The organism is Streptomyces sp. NPDC048639 (assembly GCF_043199075.1).
GTDB lineage: Bacteria > Actinomycetota > Actinomycetes > Streptomycetales > Streptomycetaceae > Streptomyces.
In genome coordinates this window covers 1-1411 of sequence record NZ_JBICVP010000031.1, presented here as the reverse complement: position 1 = coordinate 1411, position 1411 = coordinate 1, and the positions used below count along the sequence as shown (strand labels likewise).

The window sequence follows — 1411 nt, the reverse complement described above, 5'->3', positions numbered from 1 at the left end:
GTGGGACCGGTTCACTCCCGCGTACACCAGTGTCCGTCCCAGCGCGCTGCTGTCCGATCTTCCCGAAGCACGCACCGCCCTCACCACCACCACGGGATCGTCCGGGGAACTGGACAGCGAGCGGGAGTCCGAGCTGCGGCAGAGGCTCGGAGGGCAGGCCGCCGACGAGCGGCGGCAGGCGTTGCTCGACCTGGTGCGCAGGCGTGCGGCCGAGGTACTGGGGCACGGCGACATCAGCGTCGTGGGGTCGGGCCAGGCCTTCCGGGAACTCGGCGTCGACTCGCTCACGGCCGTCGAGCTGCGCAACCGGCTCACCGCCGAGACCGGCCTGAGGCTGCCCAGCACCCTCGTCTTCGACCACCCGACGCCTCGGCACCTCGCCGCGTTCCTCGACGACGAACTGTTCGGCGAGGAGGACGCGGGCGCGGAGACCGCCCTGGTCACTGAGCTGGACCGGTTGGCCTCCACGATTTCAAGGCTTTCCCCAGATAACGGCGCCAGGTCTCTCGCGAAGGCACGACTGCGCAGCATGCTGGCCGAGCTGGGTGATCAGGCCGAGGGCGATTCCAAGGCCGCCGTCTCCCAGCAACTGGAGGCGGCCTCGGACGACGAGATCTTCGACTTCATCAACCAGGAGCTCGGCCGGTCCTGAGCGCCCGCTTCGCTGCAGGCCGCGTCGTTCCTACCGCTACAACGTATGGGTCACATTCCAATGGCGAATGAAGACAAGCTCCGGGACTACCTCAAGTGGGTCACCGCCGACCTGGCCGAGACGCGTCGGCAGCTCCAGGAGCTGCAGTCCCAAGGGGACGAGCCCATCGCGATCGTCGGAATGAGCTGCCGGTTTCCCGGCGGGGTGCGGTCGCCCGAGGACTACTGGCAGCTCCTGGCGGACGGTGCCGACGCGATCTCGGAATGGCCCACGGACCGCGGGTGGGACACCGAGGCGCTCTACGACCCGGACTCCCGCCGCGTGGACGGCAGTTATGCCCGCGAGGGCGGATTCGTCCACGACGCGGGCGACTTCGACGCGGGGTTCTTCGGGATCTCGCCGCGTGAGGCGCTGGCGATGGACCCGCAGCAGCGGCTGCTGCTGGAGGCGTCGTGGGAGGCGTTCGAGCACGCGGGAATCGACCCGGAGTCGGCGCGGGGCGGTCGCGCCGGCGTCTTCGTGGGGTGCAGCAACCAGGACTACGGATCCGGGCTGCGTGAGATCCCCGACGACGTACGCGGCCACCTGCTGACCGGCAACTCCACCTCCGTGGTCTCCGGCCGCGTCTCGTACCTGCTGGGCCTCGAAGGTCCAGCGGTGACGGTGGACACGGCGTGTTCGTCGTCGTTGGTGGCGTTGCATCTTGCGGTGCAGGCGTTGCGTAGTGGTGAGTGTGATGTGGCGTTGGCCGGTGGTGTG

At 69.1% G+C, this 1411-nt stretch carries 2 protein-coding genes; both read left to right on the top strand.

What is annotated here, in order from left to right:
• A partial coding sequence (locus tag ACGFNH_RS32675) for a phosphopantetheine-binding protein (protein WP_393660010.1) occupies positions 1-652 on the top strand: 652 nt, incomplete at its 5' end.
• 60 nt (positions 653-712) lie between these two features.
• Positions 713-1411 (top strand): beta-ketoacyl synthase N-terminal-like domain-containing protein (locus ACGFNH_RS32670; protein ID WP_393660008.1); only part of this gene is annotated, 699 nt, incomplete at its 3' end.